This window comes from Burkholderia sp. BCC1996 (assembly GCF_905339955.1).
Lineage (GTDB): Bacteria > Pseudomonadota > Gammaproteobacteria > Burkholderiales > Burkholderiaceae > Burkholderia.
Window position 1 is genome coordinate 1 of record NZ_CAJPHM010000030.1, and the last position, 20870, is coordinate 20870.

Sequence of the window (20870 nt, forward strand, 5' to 3'; positions counted from 1 at the left end):
CGTCCTGCGGAACACGCCTTCCGCGTCGTGGGCCTTCTGGGCGAGGCTTGCAGGGTTCTGCGTGTCGAGCCACTGCTTGAGGCGCGCGTAAGGCGCCCTCACCATATCGCCGGATTGCAGCATTTCATCGAATGGCTTCATCGATCTTTTTCTCCATCGATCGTTTTCCCCGGCATTGCGCATGCCGGACCGGCGTACTAACTGCCTTGCAAGGAACGTGCCTTGCGATAACCCCTCAGGTCCCCCTTTTTGTCGCGCGGCCGGCACGCCCCCGCAGCATGCCGCACCATGATGGTGCGACGCACGGCGCGGGACGCGCCAGCGGCGTGCCGTGCCCGTGCACGGCCGCTGCTGCGCCGCGTCTGTGAAACATAGTTCCCCTGCGTGTCACGACTGTGCAAGCTGCACTGCACCAATACTTCCCCTGCCCGCACGCCTGCCCGTTGCCGCGCTGCCCGCCGGCAGCAGCTCCGAGCCCGTACCGGCGCGGCTTCCCGCCGCCGTGCACTCGGCCGCGTCCCGCCACCTCCTCGGCCGGTCTTGCCGCATCGCAGCGAACCGCGCCGCGGCCGCGGCGGCCCGTCGCGGCGGCCCGTCCTGCACCGCGGACGGGAATGGCGCCGCATCCTTCGGTTACCGGGCGGAATGGCGGAAAGGCGGGCCGGCACGAGGCCGGCCCTGGGGGAAGTACCGTCTGCGGCGGGTCGGGCAGTTCGACGCGGTGAACTAACCGGTTAGCCGGGTCCGGCACCTCGAACTTATGCAGCCGTAATCCCGCCGACAACGCCCATGCATATTTCGACTGACACCGATCGAAAAAAAACATCGGCCCCCATGCGCGAGGCGCGGTACGCTACCAAACCGGTTCAGTGAAATGGTGCCGCTCCTCCCGGCGCCGACTATAAACAGCGAAGATCAACATGGAAGCAAAGTGGCTGGAAGATTTCCTGAGCCTTGCGGATACCAAGAGCTTTTCCCGGGCCGCGCGTCATCGGCACCTCACGCAGTCGGCGTTCAGCCGGCGCATCGCCGCGCTCGAAACGTGGATGGACGCGAAGCTGGTCGACCGCAGCATCAACCCGATCGCGCTGACGCCGGCCGGACAGATGTTCCGCGGGCTGGCCGCGGACATCCTGCGCAGCATGTATGCGGCACGCAACCTCGTGAACGGCTATGACCAGTTCGCGGCAAGCGACCAGGTGGTGCGCTTCGCGGTCGCGCATACGCTCGTGTTCACGCTGTTCCCCGAATGGCTCAAGCAGCTGAACGGCGAAGTCGGCCACGTGACCGCGCGCGTCAACGCGGTGAACGTGCCCGAAGGCGTGCAGCAGCTCGTCGAAGGTGAATGCGACCTGCTGCTCGGCTATCACCATCCGCAACTGCCGATCGTGCTCGACCCGAACCACTTCCCGTTCGTCACGCTCGGCGTCGAACGGATCCTGCCGGTGTCGACGCCCGACGCGCGCGGCAAACCGGTATTCGAACTGCCGGGCACGCCGGACGCGCCGCTGCCGCTGCTCGCGTATTCGTCGGGCGCGTTCCTCGGGAACGTGGTCGAGATGCTGCTGCTGAACGCGGCCGAACCGTACGCGCTGCACCGATGCTTCGAGACGCACATGTCCGAGGCGCTGAAGGGGATGGTCGTGGCCGGGCACGGGATCGGCTGGCTGCCCGAAAGCTGCGTGGCGAAGGAACTCGCGGAGGGCTCGCTCGTCCGCGCGGGCTCGGCGGAGTGGATCACCGAACTCGAGATCCGCCTGTACCGGTCGGCGCGCAAGCGCGGGCTCGCGGCCGAGCAGCTGTGGACCTACATCATGAACCGGCCGCGCACCGCGGCCGACGGCGCGCGCGCGGCCGAGGAGTCGATCGCGCCGGCCATGCGCATCGCGCGCCGCAGCGCCGGCGGCAGCCGGTAGCGCCCTTCACCGTCCCTCGTCACCCGACTCGCCAGCGCGCCGCGCGGATGCAATCCGCCCGGCGCGCGGTTATTCGACGTGCGCAATCGCTGAGCATTTTCCGCTCCTGCTCCGTCTTCGATATGCGTTCCGTACCTCGATTGAACCCGTAAAAACAGGCAAACGTTTGCGAGACGAATCGCATTTAATTTACATCGAAAACATCGACCCCGAATAAATTTCCGATTCATACGACAGAAATAACCTGTTACAGAACAAATTAAAAGTTTCTCTTTTCATGCAATGGCATTTTTCATCGATAAGGCCATATCCCCTCTTTCGATTCCCTGACCTGCACTCCGAAATTCACCGTAATGCTTCGATGAAAGAGGAAAGTCTTCCTTTTATCAGTCGTTACTTTTCGGTACAAACGTCGGTACCACTTACGTCGGAAATTTGCAAAATGGCCATCGTTACCGATGAGCAAATTTCATATTCGGCAATATCGCCTTTGTTCAGAGCTGATCCATTTCGTCGAATTATTGCCAATCCTATTTAAATAAGACATTTAAAGCTTGTCCCATTCGGGCCACACATGATTGTTTGTTCGAAACCCATCGTGTATCAATAGCGTTGTCGCAAAACGAAATAGCGTCGCTAATTTTCAAATCGGAATAAGTGCATTGCCAGCGATTCCGGATGGAGGTTGCAATGTCTTCCTCGTTTGAACAGCATGGTCGCCGGCTCCTCGGCATTGTCGTATCCGCGCTCTGCATTCATGCCGCGGCCCAAACTCCGAACCAGGCCCCGACACCCTCGTCCGATACCGGCTCCGGGCGATACGTGATTTCGTACGTCTGCGGCGACGCGCGAATCGACGGTACGGCGCCGCTTCCCCCCGATGGCCGGCCGTACAACCTCGGTGTGTCGTTCGTATCGGGCGCCACCGGGCAACCGCTGTCGAACGTGCAGGTTCGGCTGCGACGGCATGGACGCGTCCTCGTCGAATTCAACGCGACGGGTTCGCGCTGTCTGTTCAGCGTGCCCGATGCAAGTTACCGGGTCGAGGGGACCTATCAGGGAGCGACCCAGTTCGCGGTGGTCGAAACCGGCGCACTCACCACGCAGTTGCGGTGGTGAACGTCAGTCGAATCCGCGCGCCGAGGGCGCGCACCCGCGTCATGCACTGCAATCCATCGACAGGAGAATCGAATGACTCGTGCAGAGCGACCGGACGGCGCGCCCGTCCGTCAGCCGAAGCCCTCCTGGGGACCGGGAAAGAATGCGGCGCTCAGCATCGTTGCATTTGCCGCGATCTTCGGCGCCTTCGCCTACGTCGAGCGAGACGTGGGGGGCAGCCATGCCACCGTGACGCACGACATCGCCGGCCTGATCGGCACCACCGTCGGGAAGTATCGCCAGGCCATCGTGGCCGCGACGGCCGACGCCTCCCGCGCGGCGTCGACGGCCGCGCAGGCCGAGCCGGTGACGCCTTCCGTACCGGGTACGCCGTTTGCGTCGGCAATGCCTGCCGGGTCGGCCGCGACCGCCCCGGCCGTGCCGCCACCACCGACCGCCCGCTCCGCCGCGAAACACACGCGCCCCGCGCATGTGCCGACCACGACGCTCGCGGCCAGCGCACACGCCGCATCGGCCAGCGCTCGCGCGGCACGCCCCGCTGACACGCACCGGACGTCGCGTTCGCAGGCGCTGGCACGCACGAGACAACACCCCGAGCCCACGCCGACACGGCAACCGCAATCGGATATCGCCGATACGACGCACATGCAGACCACCAGCGTCACGCGCGACGAGATGGAAGGCGCCCGCGCCCTCGCCAGGGCGCGCTGGTGCGCACGCATCGACGAATGGACCTGCGTCGAGCACAACGCGAGCCGGGCCCTCGCCATCGACCCGAAGAACAGCGAATCGCGCGCGCTGCTTGGACAAGCGATCCGCAACCGCCTGTGAAGCGGCCGGACGCTGCCGGGCCTCACTGCCCGGCAGCACGACGACCGGCGACGCGCGTCGTCGGGCGTGCAACCGATGTGATCGTTTCAGAGTGAGGAGACATCGTGGCTAACAATCGTCAACAACAATGCACCACCGTCGCTCCGCCCAACCGGCGGATCCTCCTGCACGCGCCCTTGCTGTTGCTGCTCATCGCGTCCGGCTCCTGTCTTGCCGCCGAAGGCGACGCGGAACCGGGCAGCGCGAGGGAAGTCGCAGGGACCCACGGCGCGCCGGATGCGCTGCCGCCCGGCATGCAGCCGACGGAGGCGTCGATGCGGCTCGCCCAGGGCCCGGACGCCCTGCCCCCGCATGCGCCGACGCCGATCGCGCAGGCATCGGACGCATCGATGCAGATCGCGCAGGCGTCGAACCCGCAGCCGCAGGCGATGCCGACCACGGTCGTGGTGGAGCCGGACGCGGCGCAGCCGAGTGAACCGGCGCCGGACGCGCGATCGTCGGATGCGCAGGCGCAGCAGCTTGCCCAGGCGCCCGACATCGCGTCGCCGAATACGTCAGCGCCAGCCGCGCAATCGTCGGACGCGTCAATCCAGCTTGCCCAGGCACCCGACACCGTGCCGCCGAACACTTCGGCTCCGGCCGCGCAATCGTCGGATGCTTCAATCCCGCTTGCCCAGGCACCCGGCACCGCGCCGCCGAATACATCGGCTCCGGCTGCGCAATCGTCGGACGCTCCAATGCCGCTTGCCCAGGCGCCCGACACCGTGCCGCCGAACACATCGGCTCCAGCCGCGCAATCGTCGGATGCTCCAATGCCGCTTACCCAGGCGCCCGACACCGCGCCGCCGAATACATCGGCTCCGGCTGCGCAATCGTCGGATGCTTCAATCCCGCTTGCCCAGGCACCCGACACCGCGCCGCCGAACACATCGGCTCCGGTCGCGCATGCATCGGACGCGCCGACCCGGCCCGCACCGGCCGCTGCCGCCGCATCGCCGAATGCTGCGACGACAGCGACGACACCGACGCAAACCGCGCAGGCATCCGGCACCCCCATGCCGACCTCGCCTGCGCCGGTGACCCAGACGCCCGGCGCTCAGCCGCCGTCCTCGCAGGCACCGAATTCGCAGACGCCCGGCGCCCAGCTACCCGGCGAATCGATCCAGCGATCGCAAGGCCCCGACGTCCAGACACCGAATGCCCAGATACCGAATCTCCGTACCGCCGATGTCGCGACCGTGCGCAACGACGTGTTCGGCCTCGCGGCGAGCGGCGGCGCGATCCAGGCGCTCGAGGAAGCGAAGGCACGGCCCGATGCGTTCTCGGCCGTCGACGTCGCGCAACTGGAAGAGCTGTCGATACGCCAGCAGGTGCGCGGCGGACGCGACAAGTCGCGCTCGATGACGAGTCCGGACCGCTTCGACGGGATCGACAACGCGCTGCGCGCGGCCGACGACCTCGACAAGCGGATGCCGGCCACGCCCGACTATGCGCCGGTCAGGACGGCGCTCGCGGGCGACCGCACGGTCGCCCTCGCGGCACGCGGCGACATGAAGCCGGCCGTCGCGACGTTCGAGACGATCCCGTCCAATGCGGAGATCTCGATCGACGCGCTGGCGGCGGTTGGCGACGCCTACCTGTACCTGAGCGAACCGGCCAAGGCGAACGGCGTGTACCAGCGTGCGCTGAACCAGGCGACCGCGTCGCCTACGGACCGTGCGACCCGCGGCTTCCAGTACGGCGCACGCACGCGTCCGATCGAACTTCGCGAAGGGCTGTTCTGGTCGTATGTCGACCAGGCACGCGCGGCGGACGCGAAGCAGGTGCTCGACGACATGGGCAAGTCCCTGCCGCCGGTCAACGAAGTGCGCAACGTCGGTCCGGAGGAAAGCGACTATCTGCGCTACTACCGGCTGCGCGCGCAATACCTGATCTTCACGGGTCACACCGACGAGGGGATCGCCGCACTGGAACAGCTCGAGAAGGAGGTGCCGTTCAACGCGGAGGTCCGTGCCGCGCATGCCGACGCGGTATCCGGCCAGTCGCATCCCCGCCAGGCGATCGCGATGTATCGCGCATCGCTGACCGACCACCCGGACAGCGTCGAGATGCTCGCCGGCCTCGGCCGCGCGGCGCTGACGGCAGACGACTACGCAACCGCGAAGAACGTCGACCAGACCCTCGACAACACGTTCCCGGACAGCGGCGCCGTGCGCAGCTTCAAGCGCGACTACAAGGCATACCGCAGCCCCGTGTTCACGACCGACCTGAGCTTCGAGCACGGCAACAGCGCACTGGCCGACAACAGCTTCACGTCGGACAGCTATGTGTATTCGCAACCGTTCGGCGACAACTGGCGCGTCTTCTCGCATACGTTCTTCGGCCACGCGCAAACCGATTCCGGCAGCGTCAGCCGCACGCGCACGGGCGTCGGCGGCGACTACCGGCACGGGCCGCTCACCGTGCAGGGCGAAGTCACGCGCTCGTTCGGCTCGGACGGCCGAACCGGCGGCCGCGGGTCGATCGCGTACGCGCTGAACGACTACTGGACGGTCAGCGCCGGCCTCGACAGCAACGACAACTCGCTGCCGTGGAAAGCGTATGCCGCGCATATCTGGGGCCGCTCCGCGAACGCGTCGGTCGTGTATCGCCAGAACGACCGCCGCGAGGTCAAGCTGAGCTACGGCGTGAGCCGCTACAGCGATTCGAACCTGCACCAGGAAATCGCGGCAACCGCCACGCAGCGTGTGTACACGTCCGCCAAACAGCTCGTCAACGTCTCGCTGGAACTCGGCACCGACAGCAACACGCGCAACGACGCGCCCTACTTCAGTCCGCGCCGCGACTATGCGGCCGCGGCGACCGTCATGCACCAGCTGACGCTGTGGAAGAAGGGCGACATGTCGCTGCAGCAGCGCGTCTCGGCGTCGGGCGGCGTGTACAACGAGCGCGGCTTCGGCAGCAGCCCGCTGTGGAGCGCGCGTCTCGAGCACGCGTGGACGTTCAAGCACGACATCACGCTGAGCTATGGCGTCGAGGTCAGCAGCCACGCGTACGACGGCCAGCGCGAGCGCTCCGAAACCGGCTTCCTGTCGCTCAACCTGCCGTTCTAGCAAGGAGATCGCGCAATGCAAACCAGACGGACCTTCATGTGCGGATGCCTCGGCACGTTCACCGCCTGTTCGCTGTTCCCGGGCGTGACGAACGCCAAGATGATCGACCTGCTGCCGCCATCCGATCCGGCCGACGGCAAGACGTTTCGCGTCATCTGCCTGCATGACGTGCGCGACAACCTGATGGAGTCGTTCAAGCCCCCGTCGGCGCTGGTCGATCCGTTCGCGGTCGATACCGGCACGCTGACCGCGATCTTCTCGTGGCTGCAGACCAACAACTACCACACCATCACGGTCAAGCAGATCGAGGCGTCCCGGCACGGCGGCAAGCCGCTGCCGCCGCGCGCCGTGCTGCTCACGTTCGACGACGGCTTTCGCAGCCACTACACGAAAGTGCTGCCGCTGCTCGAGCGCTTCAAGTATCCGGCCGTGATGGGCATCGTCACCGCGTGGATCGATGCACCGCCGAATGTGCCGATCCGCATCAGCGACAAGGTCCAGGTGCCGCGCGACTACTTCCTGTCGTGGGACGAGGTGAAGAAGCTCGGCCAGTCGGACCTCGTCGAGCTCGGCTGCCATACCCACAACCTCCATCACGGCGCGATCGCGAATCCGCAAGGCAACGAGTTGCCGGCGACCACGTCGCACCTCTACCTGCAAGACCTCAAACGCTATGAAACCGACGCCGAATTCCACGCACGCGTGCACGACGACCTGCAGACGTGCGTGCGGCAGATCCGCGAACACACAGGCCTCGTTGCACGCTCGATGGTGTGGCCATACGGCGCGGAAAACCAGCCCGTGCGCCAGATATCGACGTCGCTCGGCATGGACATCCAGTTCAGCCTCGATGCCGGCCCGAATACGCCGGACGTGCCGCTGGACCGGCTGAGACGGATCCTGATGATGTACGACGTCGACATCGGCGGGTTCGAACGCTCGATGCGCGAGCCGGCCTCCAACCGCGGCGACGTCGACGTGCCCGAGCGCACCGTGCAGGTCGATCTCGACCAGGTCTACGATCCTGATCCCGCGCGGCAGGAAGCGAATCTCGGCAAGCTGATCGAACGCATCTACCGGATGCAGCCGAAATCGGTATACCTGCAGGCGTATGCCGATCCGAAAGGCACGGGCGTGGCCGAAGCGGTGTATTTCCCGAACCGGCACCTGCCGATGCGCGCCGACCTGTTCTCGCGCGCCGCGTGGCAGCTCAACACGCGCTCCAACGTGCAGGTGTACGCGTGGATGCCGGTGCTCGCGTTCCGGCCGCCGCCGGACAAGCAACGCGGGCTCGAGGCCGTCAGCGCATTCGGCGGCGCGCCGGCCCGCGAAAACGGCACGCGCGTGTTCCGGCTGAGCCCGTTCGATCCGGAGGCGCGGCTGATGATCCAGCAGATCTACGAGGATCTCAGCAAGCACGCGTCGTTCAGCGGCATCCTGTTCAGCGACGACGCCGTGCTCGACGACTACGAGGATGCGGGCCGGCATGCGCTGCGCACCTATTCGCAGTGGGGGCTGCCGGCCGACGTCGGCAAGATCCGCGAAAACCCCGACCTGTTGAAACGCTGGACGCGCCAGAAGTCGCGCTACCTGATCGACCTGACCCGCCAGCTCGAACAGATCGTGCTGGCCCATCAGAACGTGGGCGACGTGCTGACCGCGCGCAACATCTACGCGCTGCCGGTGCTCAAGCCCGAATCGGAAGCGTGGTACGCGCAGAACTACGACGATTTCCTCGCCGCCTACGACTACGTCGCGCTGATGGCGATGCCGTACATGGAGCAGGCGAAGGATCCCGAGGGCTGGCTGGACCAGCTCGTGCGGGCCGTCCGCGCCAAGCAGCGCGGGCTGCAGCGTACCGTGTTCGAACTGCAGTCGTACGACTGGCGCGCGCAGAAGCAGGTGCCGGCCGGCACGCTGCTTGCGCAGATGCGACGACTGCGCAGCGAGGGCGCCGTGAATTTCGGCTACTACCCGGACAACTTCCTGAACGGCCAGCCGGAACTCGACGCGATGCGCGACGTGATGTCGCTGAAGTCGCGCCTCGATCCGACCTCCATCAACGCGCTGATGCAGATGCAGCATGCACAGGGGACCAAGACGCCATGACCACCCACGGCATCATCCAGCGCCTGCAGGACTTCGTCTTCTACTATCCGTTCTTCATGTCGTATCTGTGGATGATCGGCGGCGTCGTCCATTATTTCCTGCTCGAGGAAGGCCGCGAGCTGTCGACGCGCACGATCGCCGCGAGCGGCATCCCGAAGATCTCGATCGTCGTGCCGTGCTTCAACGAGGCCGCCAACGCGCGCAGCGTGATCCGCCACCTCAACGCGATGGACTACCCGAACTACGACATCATCGCGGTCAACGACGGCAGCCGGGACCGCACGGGCGACATCCTCAACGAGCTGGCCGTCGAGATCCCGCGGCTGCTCGTCATCCATCACGCGCGCAACGAAGGCAAGGCGGTCGGGCTCACCACCGCGGCGGCGGTATCGAACGCGGAATACCTGCTCTGCATCGATGGCGATGCGCTGCTCGCGCATGACGCGATCGGCTGGATGCTCGAGCACTTCCTGACCGACCCGGGCGTCGGCGCGGTCACCGGCAACCCGCGCATCCGCACGCGCACGTCGCTGCTGGGACGCATGCAGGTCGGCGAATTCTCGTCGATCGTCGGCCTGATCAAGCGCACGCAGCAGGTGTACGGCCGCATCTTCACGGTGTCGGGCGTGATCACGATGTTCCGCAAGACCGCGCTTGCCGACGTCGGCTACTGGAGCTCGGACATGCTGACCGAGGACATCGACATCAGCTGGAAGCTGCAGTGCCGCGACTGGCGCGTCGTGTACGAGCCGCACGCGCTCAGCTGGATCCTGATGCCCGAGACGCTGAAGGGTCTCTACCGGCAGCGATTGCGCTGGGCGAAAGGCGGCATCCAGGTGCTGATCAAGTACGCGGGCACGCTCGCGCGGCCGACCCAGATGATGATGTGGCCGCTGTTCGTCGAGTACCTGATCGGCATCACGTGGGCCTACTCGATGTCGTTCATCCTGCTGCTCGCGCTCGTCGACGTCGTCTACCCGCTTCCGCCCGACTGGCATGTGTCCGTGGTGCCGCACTGGCACGGGATGCTGCTGGTCGCGACCTGCATCCTGCAGCTGATCATCGGCAGCATGATCGATCGTCGTTACGACGAAAAACTCCTGATGTATTTCCTTGACACCGTCTGGTACCCCGTCGCGTTCTGGCTGATCAGCATGATCACCACCGTCGTCGCCCTGCCCGCCGTCGTACTGCGGGGCCGCGGCAAGCGCGCCGTCTGGGTCAGTCCCGACCGAGGCATTCAACATGAAGAACGCGCCGATTATTGACCTTTCCCTGCGCGCGCCGCGCGAAATGATCGCCGAGCGCGGCGTCGTCGTCGGGCCCGTGCTCGTCGCATGGTTCCGCCTCGTGCGGCCCGCGCTGGTCGGAGGAGTATGGGCATCGATCTGCATCTACACGTACCGCTACCTGCTGCCGTTCAACGAGGCCGAGATGCCGATCGAGCAGATCGTGTTCTACGTGACGAGCATCGCGCTGATCGCCGGCACGATCGTCACGTGGCTGATCGCGGGACGCGTCGTGCATCCGCTCGCGTACCGGTTGCGCGTGTCGAAGATGCTGCGGCGCTCGGCCAGCGTGAAGATGCGCTCGGTGCCGCCGACCGCGCTCGCGGGCGCCCGCCGGCGCGGCGCGCGGCGCACGACGCGCATTCTCGTCGCGTCGCACGACGCGAACGGCTCGATCTCGGGCATCGAATGGATCGCGCATGCGGGACCGCAGCCCCGCGAGTAGGTCACCGGCGCCGTGCCGCAACGCACTGCGCACCACGCACGCCGCATGACGCGACGGCGCTCCTGAAATCGTCCTGGCGCGCGTCGCGCGCCGGCCGAAAAACTTCCTGTAGACGAGGTGAATCATGTGCGGAATCGTCGGAGCAAGCGGCCTGAACAATCAGGTCCCGCAACTGGTCAATGCACTGAGCCGGCTCGAATATCGCGGCTACGATTCGTGCGGCATCGCCGTGCTGCGTGACGGCTGCCTGCGCAGCGAACGCACGTTGCGGCGCGTGGCAGACTTGCAGGACCGCGTGCTGACGCTCGGTCTCGAAGCGCAGACGTGCATTGCGCACACGCGCTGGGCGACGCACGGCGCACCGTCTGAAATGAACGCGCACCCGATCATGTCGGGCGACACGATCGCGGTCGTGCACAACGGCATCATCGAAAACCACGATGCGCTGCGCGCCGAACTGCGGGAGCGCGGCTATACGTTTCGCGGCGAGACCGACACCGAAGTGATCGCGCACCTGATCCACAGCATGTATCGCGACGACCTGTTCGACGCGGTGATTCGCGCGGTCAAGCGGCTGCACGGCGCGTACGCGATCGCCGTGCTGAGCGCGCGCGAGCCGCAGCGGCTCGTCGCCGCGCGCGCGGGCTCGCCGCTCGTGATCGGCATCGGCGCGGACCAGAACTATCTCGCGTCCGATTGCGCGGCACTCGGCGACCTGACCGACCGTTTCGTCTACCTGGAAGACGGTGACGTCGCGCTGATCACGCCGGAGCGGATCGCCGTGGTCGACTCGGTCGGGAGCGAAGCACAGCGTCCGCTGTGCCTCGTCAAGGCGCGCGACGACGACGCCGCGCTCGGCCCGTACCAGCACTTCATGCAGAAGGAGATCTTCGAACAGCCGAAGGCGATCGCCGCCACGATCGACGGCATCGACACGGTCTCGCCCGCGCTGTTCGGCGGCAGCGACAGCACGCGTGCGCTGCTGTCGAAGACCCGAAGCGTGCTGCTGCTCGGCTGCGGCACCAGCTACTACGCGGGCCTGACCGCGAAATACTGGCTCGAGGGCATCGCGGGCATCCCGGCGCAGGTCGAGATCGCGAGCGAATACCGCTATCGCGATACCGTGCCCGATCCGCGCACGCTCGTCGTCGGCATTTCGCAGTCCGGCGAGACCGCCGACACGATCGGCGCGATCGAGCGCGCGCGCGCGATGGGCCAGGACATGTCGATGGCGATCTGCAACGTGGCAACGAGTTCGATCGCGCGCAGCGCGCCGCTCAGCTTCCTGACACGCGCCGGCATCGAGCTCGGCGTCGCGTCGACCAAGGCGTTCACGACCCAGCTCGTCGCGCTGTTCCTGCTGACGCTCGCCCTCGCGCAGCAGCGCGGCCGGCTCGACGCCGCGCAGGTCGCGACGCACCTGAAGAGGCTGCACGAACTGCCGGACCGCATCGGCCACGCACTCGCGCTGGAAACGCAGATCATGGGCTGGGCCGCGAAGTTCGCGCGCACCGAGAACGCGCTGTTCCTCGGGCGCGGCATTCACTATCCGATCGCGCTCGAAGGCGCGCTGAAGCTCAAGGAAGTGTCGTACATCCATGCGGAAGGCTATCCGGCCGGCGAACTGAAGCATGGCCCGCTCGCGCTCGTCACGAGCGCGATGCCGGTCGTCACGATCGCGCCGGACGACCGCCTGTTCCAGAAGCTGAAGTCCAACATGGCCGAGGTGCGCGCGCGCGGCGGACGGCTGTACGTGCTCGCCGGCCATCATCTCGAGATCGACGCCGACCGCGACACGCACCTGATCCGCGTGCGCGAATCGGGCGACGCGCTGTCGCCAATCGTCAACGTGATCCCGTTGCAGCTGCTCGCGTATCACGTCGGCTGCGCGCGCGGCGCCGACGTCGACAAGCCGCGCAATCTCGCGAAATCGGTCACCGTCGAATGATGCGGCGGCCGGTCGCGGCCCAAGTCGCCACCGCGCGCCCGCATGCGTTCGGGCGCGCCGCCGCGTGGCGCGTCGCGACCGTGCTCTGCGGCGCGTGCTGCGCGTTCGCCGCGCCGTCGCACGCGTTTGCCGGCGCGCCGGTCGTGCACACCGTCACCGTGGAGGCGCCGGCGTCACCTCAGTCGCCGCAGGAGCGCGGCGACCCGCGGCGCTTCATGCACGGGATCGGCGTGGCCGACGCCGGCGACGGCCGGCGCTGGGTGTTCTTCAGCAGCTCGGGCATCGTGCCGCGCGGCGCGCTGCGCAACGGCGACTGGCCGCATGACGTGTACGTCGGCGAATGGCTGCCGGGCAAGCCGCGCTTGCTGCGCGTCCATACGTTCATCAGCCGCCCGGAAGCGCAGGAGCCCGTGTCGATCGCGCAGAACCCGCGCGGCGACATCTTCGTCACGTTCGAGGACGGCTGGAACACGCCGCAGGTGGTCAGCCAGCGATACGGCGTCTATCGGCGCGACCTGAAGCCGGTCAAGCCCTACCCGAACGACGTCGAAGCAGGCGGCCACTCGGGCCACGTCGCCGCGGTGGGCGAACGCTTCGTCGTGTTCTATTCCGCCGACTGGATCGACGGCGGCGGCGTCGACAACCTCGGCACCGGCAACGGCGTCTACGTGAAAACCTACGATGCCGAAGGACGCGTGGTGAACCATGTACCGGTCGCGCCGCACCGCCGCGAATGGTGGCCCGTGGTCGCGGGTTCGCCGCGGCGCGCGCTGCTGGTCTGGCAAAAATACATCGAGGGCAGCACGGACGCGACGCTCGAATACGCGATGTTCGATCCGGTCACGGCGAAACTCGACATGCTCGGGCCGCTGAACGGCACGATCCAGTACTACGTCTATTCGTCCGCGTATGTGCCGGCGGTCGACCGCTTCGTCGTCGTCACGACGACGGCGGACAATCGCGGCGTCGCGATGCTGATCGACCCGGACGGCCGCCGTCTGGCCACGCTCGACTGCCTGCCGGCGTCGGTGCGCGAGGCCGGGATCGGTGTCGACGGCACGCATGCCTACGTGCCGATCCGCGACGGGCGGCTGCTGACCCTCGCGCTTGCGCCGACGGGCATGTCGGTGAGCGGCGTGCAGCGTTCGCCGATTCCGTGGGGCTCGACCGGCATCGCCGGGTTCCCGGCACCCGGCGGGACGATGCATTTCGTGTCGCTGACGCCGTCCGGCGCACGCGAAGCGGATTTCGACACGACGCGGGAAACGCCGTTGCCGAAGGCCGACGCGCAGTGTTCGACGCATTGACGGCAACCCGGCACGTCGATCCGGCCCGACGCGCTCGATCCGGGCGTTCGCGCCTTTGCCCGAATCGCGCAGTGCGATCCCCCCGCGCGTATCGGCCGCACCCGGTCGTCACCCGGTAGTCGGACTTGCAGCGGCAGCCGGGCCGGATTCCTCGTGCCGCCCCCGCTCCCGCGCCGAAGTCGCCAGCGCCGCCCGTACCGGATAGACTGTCGCCCGATTCCATCCCTCGGCCGCGGCGCTCGCCTTTCTGCCGCCGCCGGAACGCCCCCACGGAGAACGAATGCTGAAGCGCCGGTGGTTTTCGCTGTTGCTGGTGACGGTGTGCCTGATCGCGACGCGCGCGTCCGCCCAGGGCTCGCTCGAACTCGAAACCGACGGCACGCCTCGCGTCCTGACGCGCCAGGCGCTGCTCGCGCGCGCCGACGCGGCGGACATCCACGTGCCGCGCGACATCGCGTACGGCCGGCCGATGACGTTCCGCGCGGTACCGTTCGCCGCGCTGCTCGGCGACACGCCGCTGCCGGCGGACGGCGTGCTCGAAACGCGCGCGGCCGACGGTTTCGCCGCGCAACTGCCGCTGGACCTCGCGCGCCGCCGTGCGCCGGCCGGCGCCGTCGCGTGGCTCGCGATCGAGGACCCCACGCACCCGTGGCCGAAGCTGCCGGGCAAGCAGGTCAGCGCGGGGCCGTTCTATCTCGTGTGGCTCGGGCCGGACGCGTCGTCGGTGCGCGGCGAGCAGTGGCCGTATCAGATCGTGCGCATCACGATCGAATCGTCGCCGCTCGCGCGCTGGCCGTCGCTCGCCGTCGATCCGGCGTTGCCGGCGAACGATGCGGCCCGGGCGGGCCAGCGGCTGTTCGTCACGCAATGCCTCGCGTGCCACCGCGTCGACGGCGCGGGCAGCAGCCAGGCCGGCCCCGACCTGAACACGCCGATGAATCCGGTCGACTACTTCCAGCCCGCCGCGCTGCGCCGCTACATCCGCAACCCGGCATCGGTGCGCGACTGGCCGGGCCGCGCGATGCCGGCGTTCCCGCCCGATCAGTTGAGCGACCGGGAACTCGACCAGATCGTCGCCTACCTCGCGTACATGGCGCGGCGCAAGGCCGGCAAGTAAGCCGCGCCCGTCAGGTGCGCGTCACGCGCCCGGTTCCTGCGCGCTTTGCAGCACCGCACGCAGCAGCACGTCGGCGCCCGCCGCCGACCATTCCGGCGTGATCGCCTCGGCTTCGTTGTGGCTCAGCCCGTCGACGCACGGCACGAAGATCATGCCGGTCGGCGCGACGCGCGCGACGTAGCACGCGTCGTGGCCCGCGCCGGACACGATGTCCATGTGCGACAGCCCGAGCGCCTGCGCCGCATCGCGCACCGCGTCGATGCAGCGCGGCGCGAACGGCACCGGCGGGTACGTGAAGATCTGCTCGATCTGCGCGCCGAGCCCGGCGTCGGCCGCGACGCGCGCCAGTTCCGCACGCAGCGCCGCGTCGAGTTCGTCGAGCACCGCATCGTCCGGATGGCGAAACTCGACCGTGAAGAAACAGCCGCCGGGCACCGTGTTACGCGAATTCGGCCGCGCCTCGATCATCCCGACCGTCGCGCGCGCGTGCGGCGCATGGCGGCGGCCGAGCGCATCGACGAATTCGATCATCCGCGCGGCACCCACCAGCGTGTCGCGCCGGAATTCCATCGGCGTCGTGCCCGCGTGCGCGTCGACGCCCGTGAGCGTCACCTCGTACCAGCGCTGCCCCTGCCCGGCCGTCACGACGCCGATCGTCCGGCCCGCGCGTTCGAGAATCGCACCCTGCTCGATATGCAGTTCGTACGCGGCATGCACCGGATAGCCGCCGACGGGTTCGGCGCCCGCGTAGCCGATCCGCGCGAGCTCCTCGCCGATCGTCCTGCCCGCGCCGTCGGTGCGCGACAGCCCGTATTCGAGCGAATAGACGCCCGAGAACACGCCGGCCGAGATCATCGCCGGCGCGAAGCGCGAACCTTCCTCGTTGGTCCAGATCACGACGTCGATCGGGCGCTCGGTCTCGATGCCCGCGTCGTTCAGCGCGCGCACGACCTCGAGGCCGCCGAGCACGCCGTAGATGCCGTCGTAACGGCCGCCCGTCGGCTGCGAATCGGCGTGCGAGCCGGTCATCACCGGCGCGGCGTCGGGATTGCGGCCCGCGCGGCGCGCGAACACGTTGCCCATCCGGTCCACCCGCACCGTGCAACCGGCATCGCGCGCCCACTGCACGAACAGGTCGCGCGACTCGCGGTCGAGGTCGGTCAGCGCGAGACGGCAGACGCCGCCCTTCGGCGTCGCGCCGATCTGCGCCATGCGTTCGAGCGATGCCCACAGGCGCGCGCCGTCGACGCGCGGTGCGGTCGCGAGGTCGTCACGCATTGCCGGCCTCCGGGGTGTCGTCGCGCGGCGCCGCCTGCAGCGCATAGCGGAAATCGCAGCGCTTGCCGCCCTGCATGATCGTGCTCGTGCGCGTCAGCGCGATGCGCGGGTCGTAACCCTCGATGAAGTAGCTGTCGCGCGCGCAGCTCAGCAGGTGGCCGATCTCGCCGAGCCCCATCGCGTGATACATCTCCGCGTAGCTGCAGCGATGCACGTCGTAGTCGTAGTGCGTGTCGTCCGCGCGGCGCACCTCGACGTCGAGCGCATCGTCCTTCTCCCACAGCACCTGCAGCGCGATGAACGACTGCACGCTCGTGCCGTCGGGCTCCTGCGCGGCGAACGTGCGGCCCGCGTCGACGGCCGCGCCGCGCACGGCCTCCGCGATCACGGCCTGCGCGCGCTCGGTGCCGAATTCGCGCTTCATGATCTCGTAGATCGGCTTGATGATTTCCGCTTCGATGCGGCGCCGCGCGAGGATGCCGAGGCGCGTGTCCTCGGGTGCCGCCGCGGATGCGTGGGTGGTGTCGGTCATGGGGTTCGTCTCCGTCCTTATTTCGTTGCCGGGTGCGCGCCGCCGAGCACGTCGACGACGGTCCACTTGCCGCCGCGCACCTGGTAGATCGTGAATGCCGGGTCCTTCAGGTTGCCTTCGCCGTCGAACGCGACCCGGCCGGTCACGCCGGGCCGGTCGATCGCGCGCACGGCCGCGACCAGCTTCGCCGGCTGCGTCGTGCCGGCCTTTTGCGCGGCCGCGATCAGCGTGGCCGCCGCGTCGTACGCGAACGGCGCATGCAGTTCGATCGGCGCGTTGAAGCGGGCGCGGTACTGGGCATCGAACGCCTTGCCGCCCGGCATCCGGTCGAGCGGCAGGCCCGGTTCGAGCGCCGTCACGCCGTCGCCGTCCTTGCCCGCGAGCGACAGGAAGGTCTGGCTCACGAAGCCGCCGGCGCCGAGCAGCGGCGCGTTCACGCCGAGCTGGCGCATCCGGCGCGCGATCGGCGCGGCCTGCGCGTCGAGCCCGCCGAAGAACACGAGATCCGCGCGCTTGCCCTTGACCGCGGTCAGCACGCCGCTGAAGTCGGTCGTCTTGTCGTTCACGTACTGGCGATCGACGATCGTGCCGCCGTTCGCCTGCACGCCCTTGATGAACTGGTCGGCGAGGCCTGCACCGAACGACGTGCGATCGTCGATCACCGCGATGCGTTGCGCCTTCAGCGTCTTCACCGCGTAGGCGCCGGTGAAATTGCCGCCCGCATCGTCGTGACCCATGATGCGGAACGCCGTCGCGTAGCCCTGCTGCGTGTATTGGTGGCCGGTGGACGCCGGCGCGATCTGCGCAATGCCCGCATCGCGGTAGACGCGCGACGCCGGCACGCTGCAACCGGTGTTCCAGTGGCCGACGACGCCGATCACGTGCTGGTCGACGAGCTGCTGCGCGACCGCGACGGCCGTGCGCGGGTCGGATTGATCGTCGGCCGCGACGAGCTTGTAGACGACCGGCTTGCCGCCGATGCTCGGATGTTTCGCGTTCGCGTCGTCGATCGCGAGTTGCGCGCCGTTCTGCAGATCCTTGCCGATCCGCGCCGACGGGCCGGTGAGCGGCGCGGCGAGACCGATCAGGATCGTCTGCGGTGCGGACTGCGCGAAGGCGGGAACGGCGGCGATCAGCGCGGCCGCGGAGAATGCGAAGCTGGCGGGAAGAAAGGCGATTTTCATGTGCGGGGCTCGGGGATTCGAATCAAAACATGAAAAATATTAAATATTTGACACTCTCACCCCAAATATTCAATTGTTTGATGCTTATGCCATTCCCGACACAATAGCGCAATAGCCTGTAAATAAAGGATATTTTTACGTTGTCGCTTACCCTGATTTTTCTATAAAATTCGACACATGAAAAATATCGAACAATTGCCGCACGATCCGCCGTTACGCGCCGTCCGCGCGTTCGAGGCATTCGCGCGTCTCGGGTCGGTCACCGCGGCCGCGCACGAGCTCGACATCACGCCGTCCGCGGTCAGCCACCAGTTGCAGCTGCTCGAGGCGTTCATCCAGACGCCGCTGACCGTGCGCGAAGGCCGGCTGCTCGCGCTCACCGACGAGGGGCGCGACTACTACCGCTCGATCAGCGCCGCGTTCTCGGTGCTGCGCAGCGCGACGCGCTTCGTGCGCGACCGGTCGTCGCTGCGGCAGATCACGATCAGCCTGATTCCGCTGCTCGGCATCGGCTGGTTCATCCCGCGGCTGCATGCGTTCCTCGCCGAGAACACCGACGTCGACGTGACCGTGCTGTACGCGCATCACCGCAACTATCGAAGCGACGCGTCCGACCTGTCGATCCGCTTCGGCACCGGCGACTGGCCCGGCTACCGCTGCGAGCGGCTGCTGCCGGGCGCGATGGTGCCGATGTGCAGCCCGTCGTTCCTGAAGCGCCACGGGCCGTTCCGCACGCCGGCCGATCTCGAGCAGGCGCCGCTCGTGCACGACGAGGATCGCAGCACCTGGGTCAACTGGCTGCAAGGCGCCGGCGTGCGGCACGTGTCGCATGCGGTGGGGCCGATGTTCGAGGACGGGCAACTGACGCTGAGCGCGGCGCGCGCGGATCTCGGCGCGGCGCTGCTGCGCGCGCCGCTGGTCGAGCGCGAACTGGCCAGCGGCGAACTCGTGAAGCTGTTCGACCACGCGCTCGACGACGGGCGCGACTACTACCTGTGCACGCGCGAGGATGCGGACATGCCGGACGGGGCGAGACGGCTCGCCGACTGGCTGAGGAAGATCGCCGCCTGAGCCGCCGTTGCGCCGCCTGCCGGCGCAACGGCGCGCTTGCCGGGCAAGCCGGTGACTTGCGGACGTCCGCACGCGTATATATGATATGCATATCATATATCGGAGGTTGCGATGAGCCGTATCCTGATCGATCTGTCGAATGGCCAGCTCGACGAACTGGCCGCCATCGTCGAGACTGAGCAACGCCCTCGCGCCGCGATCATTCGCGACGCGATCGACGCGTATATCGCGCAACACAAGCGCGCGCATGCCGATCACGTATTCGGCCTGTGGAAGGATCGCGCGGTCGACGGGCTCACCTATCAGGAGGCATTGCGTTCGGAATGGTAAAAGCACACATCGACACTCAAAGCGCGGCCGGGTATGCGGGCCGCGCGCTTCCGGCCGACGCCTGCCTCGTGCAGGTGCAGCAACGGCCGCCCCATGCCCACACCGTGTTCGGTCTCTGGAAAGCGCGTGCGCTCGACGGGCTCGCCTGGCAGGAGGCATTGCGCGCGGAATGGTAAGAGCCCTCTTCGATACCAACATCCTGATCGACTATCTCGGCGGCGCGGAGTCCGCGCGCGCGGAGCTGGCCCGCTACGACTACCGGGCGATCAGCATGGTGACCTGGATGGAAGTCATGGTCGGCGCGACGGCCCGCGACGATGCGGCAATTCGCGCATGGCTTTCGTCGTTCGACATCATCCCGCTCGACAGCATGGTGGCGAACCGCGCCGTAACGATTCGCAAGGAACGTCGCATTCGTCTGCCCGATGCGATCGTCTGGGCATCGGCGCAAGTGAACGGCCTGTTGCTCGTATCGCGCAACACGAAGGATTTTCCCGTCACCGAACCGGGCGTCCGCGCGCCGTATCAGATCTAGCGCGAGCGGCGTCCGTCATGCGTGGCGGACAGCCGCGCGTCACACCGCCCGCCCCCATCCGCGCTCGGCCGCATAGGCGACCGTCGCGCGCGCCAGCTCGTTCGTGCTGTCGACCAATGCAAACGGCGCATCGCGCACCGCCCGCGCGGCGATCGGGATTTCCGTGCAGCCCATCACCGCGACGCCCACGTCCCGTCGCGCCAGCGTCGCGAGCGCGCGCGACAGGCACCGCACCGACGCATCGATCTTCCCCGCCTTGACCGCCGCGATGCACGCGGCGATGTCGCGCTGCGCGGCCACGTCCGGCATTACGGGTTCGAAGCCGCGCGCACGCAGCGCCGCCTGGTAGAAGCCCGACACCAGCGTGCCGCCCGTGGCGAGCACGGCGACGCGCCGCACGCCGGCCGGCAACGCGGCCACCGACGCATCGACGATATGCAGGATCGGCGCCGCGCTGCGTTCGCGCAGCGGCGCATACCAGTGATGCGCCGAATTGCACGGGATCGCAATCACGTCGACACCGCAGCGGTTCAGCAGCGCGACGCCATCGAGCAGCGCCGGCAGCGGATCGGGCCCGCCGTCGATGATCGCGCGCGAACGATCGGGCGTCTGCGTCAGGTTCGCGACGACCATCGGCAGGTGCTCCTGGTCGCAGCGCGCACGCGTCAGGCGCATCACGCGATGCATGAAGTCGACCGTGGCCAGCGGCCCCATTCCGCCCAGTACGCCGACGAGCGCCATGACGT

General features: G+C 67.6%; 18 protein-coding genes and 1 pseudogene. 14 read left to right on the plus strand and 5 right to left on the minus strand.

Annotated elements, in window-relative coordinates:
* Positions 1-183 (minus strand): annotated as a pseudogene (locus U4Z64_RS37670) (circularly permuted type 2 ATP-grasp protein); the annotation flags it as partial.
* A 737-nt stretch (positions 184-920) separates the two neighbouring features.
* Between U4Z64_RS37670 and U4Z64_RS31300 the strand changes: the two are divergent.
* The 10 genes from U4Z64_RS31300 (at position 921) to U4Z64_RS31350 (ending at position 15194) form a co-directional block, all read left to right on the plus strand.
* Positions 921-1916, plus strand: a complete 996-nt coding sequence (locus tag U4Z64_RS31300) for a LysR substrate-binding domain-containing protein (RefSeq protein WP_321821987.1) — start codon at positions 921-923, stop codon at positions 1914-1916.
* 690 nt (positions 1917-2606) lie between these two features.
* Positions 2607-3035, plus strand: coding sequence for a hypothetical protein (locus U4Z64_RS31305; protein ID WP_044843971.1), 429 nt, complete (start codon positions 2607-2609; stop codon positions 3033-3035).
* Between the two features lie 72 nt (positions 3036-3107).
* Positions 3108-3866, plus strand: coding sequence for a hypothetical protein (locus U4Z64_RS31310; protein WP_321821988.1), 759 nt, complete (start codon positions 3108-3110; stop codon positions 3864-3866).
* Positions 3867-3970: 104 nt separating this feature from the next.
* Positions 3971-6979, plus strand: coding sequence for a poly-beta-1,6 N-acetyl-D-glucosamine export porin PgaA (pgaA, locus tag U4Z64_RS31320; RefSeq protein ID WP_415750613.1), 3009 nt, complete (start codon positions 3971-3973; stop codon positions 6977-6979).
* A 15-nt stretch (positions 6980-6994) separates the two neighbouring features.
* Entirely contained in the window at positions 6995-9088 is a 2094-nt protein-coding gene (gene pgaB, locus U4Z64_RS31325) for a poly-beta-1,6-N-acetyl-D-glucosamine N-deacetylase PgaB (protein ID WP_321821990.1), read from the plus strand.
* The gene (gene pgaC / locus U4Z64_RS31330) at positions 9085-10356 is read left to right on the plus strand and encodes a poly-beta-1,6-N-acetyl-D-glucosamine synthase (RefSeq protein WP_044843967.1); all 1272 of its coding nucleotides are present in this window, start codon (positions 9085-9087) and stop codon (positions 10354-10356) included. The genes pgaB and pgaC overlap by 4 nt, the downstream gene beginning before the upstream one ends.
* Complete coding sequence (locus U4Z64_RS31335) at positions 10334-10822, plus strand: hypothetical protein (protein ID WP_044843966.1); 489 nt, start codon at positions 10334-10336, stop codon at positions 10820-10822. The genes pgaC and U4Z64_RS31335 overlap by 23 nt, the downstream gene beginning before the upstream one ends.
* Before the next feature lie 124 nt (positions 10823-10946).
* Positions 10947-12770 carry a glutamine--fructose-6-phosphate transaminase (isomerizing) gene (gene glmS, locus U4Z64_RS31340; RefSeq protein WP_321821991.1) on the plus strand — a complete coding sequence of 608 codons (1824 nt, stop codon included), beginning with the start codon at positions 10947-10949 and terminating at the stop codon, positions 12768-12770.
* Positions 12770-14077: a hypothetical protein gene (locus U4Z64_RS31345; protein ID WP_321822026.1), complete on the plus strand. Its 1308-nt coding sequence runs from the start codon at positions 12770-12772 to the stop codon at positions 14075-14077. Before glmS ends, U4Z64_RS31345 begins: the two co-directional genes overlap by 1 nt.
* Before the next feature lie 280 nt (positions 14078-14357).
* Positions 14358-15194: a cytochrome c gene (locus U4Z64_RS31350; RefSeq protein ID WP_321821992.1), complete on the plus strand. Its 837-nt coding sequence runs from the start codon at positions 14358-14360 to the stop codon at positions 15192-15194.
* Positions 15195-15215: 21 nt separating this feature from the next.
* Here the strand turns inward: U4Z64_RS31350 and U4Z64_RS31355 are convergent, their stop codons facing one another.
* From U4Z64_RS31355 to U4Z64_RS31365, 3 genes are read right to left on the minus strand one after another with little or no spacing between them, the layout of a single operon-like run.
* Positions 15216-16472, minus strand: coding sequence for a Zn-dependent hydrolase (locus U4Z64_RS31355; RefSeq protein WP_124488830.1), 1257 nt, complete (start codon positions 16470-16472; stop codon positions 15216-15218).
* The gene (locus tag U4Z64_RS31360; RefSeq protein WP_044843961.1) at positions 16465-17004 is read right to left on the minus strand and encodes an L-2-amino-thiazoline-4-carboxylic acid hydrolase; all 540 of its coding nucleotides are present in this window, start codon (positions 17002-17004) and stop codon (positions 16465-16467) included. The genes U4Z64_RS31355 and U4Z64_RS31360 overlap by 8 nt, the downstream gene beginning before the upstream one ends.
* 17 nt (positions 17005-17021) lie before the next feature.
* Positions 17022-18188: a branched-chain amino acid ABC transporter substrate-binding protein gene (locus tag U4Z64_RS31365; protein ID WP_044843960.1), complete on the minus strand. Its 1167-nt coding sequence runs from the start codon at positions 18186-18188 to the stop codon at positions 17022-17024.
* 177 nt (positions 18189-18365) lie between these two features.
* On the opposite strand from U4Z64_RS31365, the gene U4Z64_RS31370 reads away from it, so the two are divergent.
* The 4 genes from U4Z64_RS31370 to U4Z64_RS31385 all read left to right on the plus strand — a co-directional run bounded on the left by U4Z64_RS31370 (position 18366) and on the right by U4Z64_RS31385 (position 20124).
* The gene (locus U4Z64_RS31370) at positions 18366-19259 is read left to right on the plus strand and encodes a LysR substrate-binding domain-containing protein (protein WP_321821993.1); all 894 of its coding nucleotides are present in this window, start codon (positions 18366-18368) and stop codon (positions 19257-19259) included.
* A gap of 111 nt (positions 19260-19370) precedes the next feature.
* Positions 19371-19589: a ribbon-helix-helix protein, CopG family gene (locus U4Z64_RS31375; RefSeq protein ID WP_044843958.1), complete on the plus strand. Its 219-nt coding sequence runs from the start codon at positions 19371-19373 to the stop codon at positions 19587-19589.
* A complete protein-coding gene (locus U4Z64_RS31380) occupies positions 19583-19765 on the plus strand; it encodes a hypothetical protein (protein ID WP_124893633.1) in 183 nt (60 codons plus the stop codon). The genes U4Z64_RS31375 and U4Z64_RS31380 overlap by 7 nt, the downstream gene beginning before the upstream one ends.
* Positions 19759-20124 carry a type II toxin-antitoxin system VapC family toxin gene (locus U4Z64_RS31385; protein WP_321821994.1) on the plus strand — a complete coding sequence of 122 codons (366 nt, stop codon included), beginning with the start codon at positions 19759-19761 and terminating at the stop codon, positions 20122-20124. The genes U4Z64_RS31380 and U4Z64_RS31385 overlap by 7 nt, the downstream gene beginning before the upstream one ends.
* Before the next feature lie 39 nt (positions 20125-20163).
* Here U4Z64_RS31385 and U4Z64_RS31390 read toward each other — a convergent pair whose 3' ends face one another.
* The gene (locus U4Z64_RS31390; RefSeq protein WP_044843955.1) at positions 20164-20865 is read right to left on the minus strand and encodes an aspartate/glutamate racemase family protein; all 702 of its coding nucleotides are present in this window, start codon (positions 20863-20865) and stop codon (positions 20164-20166) included.
* Positions 20866-20870: the final 5 nt, after the last annotated feature.

Coding starts and splice junctions, on each gene's coding strand:
- U4Z64_RS31310 (WP_321821988.1), top strand. CDS start 3,108: ATGACTCGTGCAGAGCGACCGGACGGCGCGCCCGTCCGTCAGCCGAAG.
- U4Z64_RS31385 (WP_321821994.1), top strand. CDS start 19,759: ATGGTAAGAGCCCTCTTCGATACCAACATCCTGATCGACTATCTCGGC.
- U4Z64_RS31380 (WP_124893633.1), top strand. CDS start 19,583: ATGGTAAAAGCACACATCGACACTCAAAGCGCGGCCGGGTATGCGGGC.
- U4Z64_RS31300 (WP_321821987.1), top strand. CDS start 921: ATGGAAGCAAAGTGGCTGGAAGATTTCCTGAGCCTTGCGGATACCAAG.
- U4Z64_RS31375 (WP_044843958.1), top strand. CDS start 19,371: ATGAGCCGTATCCTGATCGATCTGTCGAATGGCCAGCTCGACGAACTG.
- U4Z64_RS31345 (WP_321822026.1), top strand. CDS start 12,770: ATGCGGCGGCCGGTCGCGGCCCAAGTCGCCACCGCGCGCCCGCATGCG.
- U4Z64_RS31305 (WP_044843971.1), top strand. CDS start 2,607: ATGTCTTCCTCGTTTGAACAGCATGGTCGCCGGCTCCTCGGCATTGTC.
- U4Z64_RS31390 (WP_044843955.1), bottom strand. CDS start 20,865: ATGGCGCTCGTCGGCGTACTGGGCGGAATGGGGCCGCTGGCCACGGTC.
- glmS (WP_321821991.1), top strand. CDS start 10,947: ATGTGCGGAATCGTCGGAGCAAGCGGCCTGAACAATCAGGTCCCGCAA.
- U4Z64_RS31350 (WP_321821992.1), top strand. CDS start 14,358: ATGCTGAAGCGCCGGTGGTTTTCGCTGTTGCTGGTGACGGTGTGCCTG.
- U4Z64_RS31365 (WP_044843960.1), bottom strand. CDS start 18,188: ATGAAAATCGCCTTTCTTCCCGCCAGCTTCGCATTCTCCGCGGCCGCG.
- U4Z64_RS31370 (WP_321821993.1), top strand. CDS start 18,366: ATGAAAAATATCGAACAATTGCCGCACGATCCGCCGTTACGCGCCGTC.
- U4Z64_RS31335 (WP_044843966.1), top strand. CDS start 10,334: ATGAAGAACGCGCCGATTATTGACCTTTCCCTGCGCGCGCCGCGCGAA.
- U4Z64_RS31360 (WP_044843961.1), bottom strand. CDS start 17,004: ATGACCGACACCACCCACGCATCCGCGGCGGCACCCGAGGACACGCGC.
- pgaC (WP_044843967.1), top strand. CDS start 9,085: ATGACCACCCACGGCATCATCCAGCGCCTGCAGGACTTCGTCTTCTAC.
- pgaB (WP_321821990.1), top strand. CDS start 6,995: ATGCAAACCAGACGGACCTTCATGTGCGGATGCCTCGGCACGTTCACC.
- U4Z64_RS31355 (WP_124488830.1), bottom strand. CDS start 16,472: ATGCGTGACGACCTCGCGACCGCACCGCGCGTCGACGGCGCGCGCCTG.